Source organism: Mesorhizobium sp. P5_C1, from assembly GCF_054049815.1.
Genome location: NZ_JBFULQ010000898.1, coordinates 1 through 1,492 on the forward strand (window position 1 = coordinate 1; position 1,492 = coordinate 1,492).

Sequence of the window (1,492 nt, forward strand, 5' to 3'; positions counted from 1 at the left end):
TAACGACTGCTCGGTAGTCAACGAAAACCCGGCGCGAGCGATCGCGCCGGGTTTTTCAATGATAGTCATGCGATGGGGCTTAGCTTTGACGGTCCTGCTTCGCGTCCTCTATCGCCGCATCGTGATACCAGCCGTCGCCGAAATCCGCCCGAACACCGCGCAGTGAGGCAAGCTCTGCCGCAAACTTAGCCTTGCCGCTCAAATTTGAGGCAGAGACGCGCGCTGCCGCCGGGAACATCAGAATTTTTGCCGACGGACGCGTGGAAATGATTTCCATTGTCGGGCTCCTTTCTTATGCCGAACCTTGTCGATTCAACCTACCTCGAAGATAAGGTCTGCAATCAAGTTAGGCAATATGCCTATGAAAAGATCATTATTTGCCTATTATTTGTGCGAATTGCGATTGTGATTGATCTCGACGCATTGCTTAGGCGGCTTGCCAACTTCAATCGAATGCGGCGTCAATTTTGCCGCACCCTGCAGCTCAAGAGTGGCACACGAATTGCATTTTAGTGATCCGGCAGGCCGGCTGCTGGTGGCAGACGCATGTCGACGCCGTCCAGTGTTCGGTGATCAAGCAACGAGAGGCTAGAATGACGAAATACAAGCTCGAGTACATTTGGCTCGATGGATACACCCCGGTCCCCAACCTTCGCGGCAAGACGCAGGTCAAGGAATACGCCGAATTCCCGACGCTCGAGCAGCTTCCGCTGTGGGGCTTTGACGGTTCGTCGACACAGCAGGCCGAAGGCCACAGCTCCGATTGCGTGCTGAAGCCGGTCGCTGTCTATCCGGATCCGGCCCGCAGCAACGGCGTGCTTGTCATGTGCGAAGTCATGATGCCTGACGGCGTCACGCCGCATGCCTCCAACAAGCGCGCCACCATTCTCGACGACGAGGGCGCCTGGTTCGGTTTCGAGCAGGAGTATTTCTTCTACAAGGACGGCCGTCCGCTGGGCTTCCCGGAAAGCGGCTATCCGGCACCGCAGGGCCCGTACTACACCGGCGTCGGCTATTCCAATGTCGGCTCCGTCGCGCGCCAGATCGTCGAAGAGCATCTCGATCTCTGCCTTGCAGCCGGCATCAACCACGAAGGCATCAACGCCGAAGTGGCCAAGGGCCAGTGGGAATTCCAGATTTTCGGCAAGGGCTCCAAGAAGGCCGCCGACCAGATGTGGATGGCCCGCTATTTGATGCAGCGCCTGACCGAGAAATACGGCATCGACATCGAGTACCATTGCAAGCCGCTCGGCGACACCGACTGGAACGGCTCGGGCATGCACGCCAACTTCTCGACCGCCTATATGCGCGAAGTCGGCGGCAAGGCTTATTTCGAAGCGCTGATGGCGGCCTTCGACAAGAACCTGATGGATCACATCGCCGTCTATGGCCCGGACAACGACAAGCGCCTGACTGGCAAGCATGAGACCGCGCCGTGGAACAGGTTCAGCTATGGCATCGCCGATCGTGGTGCTTCGATCCGCGTCCCGCA

2 protein-coding genes are annotated in these 1,492 nt (G+C 58.0%); one reads left to right on the forward strand and one right to left on the reverse strand.

Translation table 11 applies throughout. The features are described from left to right. Positions 1–79 precede the first annotated feature (79 nt). Positions 80–277, reverse strand: coding sequence for a DUF2735 domain-containing protein (locus tag ACXJ7R_RS32380; protein WP_457155357.1), 198 nt, complete (start codon positions 275–277; stop codon positions 80–82). A gap of 316 nt (positions 278–593) precedes the next feature. Between ACXJ7R_RS32380 and ACXJ7R_RS32385 the strand changes: the two genes are divergently transcribed. After that, positions 594–1,492 (forward strand): glutamine synthetase beta-grasp domain-containing protein (locus ACXJ7R_RS32385; protein WP_457155358.1); only part of this gene is annotated, 899 nt, incomplete at its 3' end.

Bases quoted from the DNA above. Each gene is read 5' to 3' on its own strand.
- ACXJ7R_RS32380 (WP_457155357.1), bottom strand. From the start codon at position 277: ATGGAAATCATTTCCACGCGTCCGTCGGCAAAAATTCTGATGTTCCCG.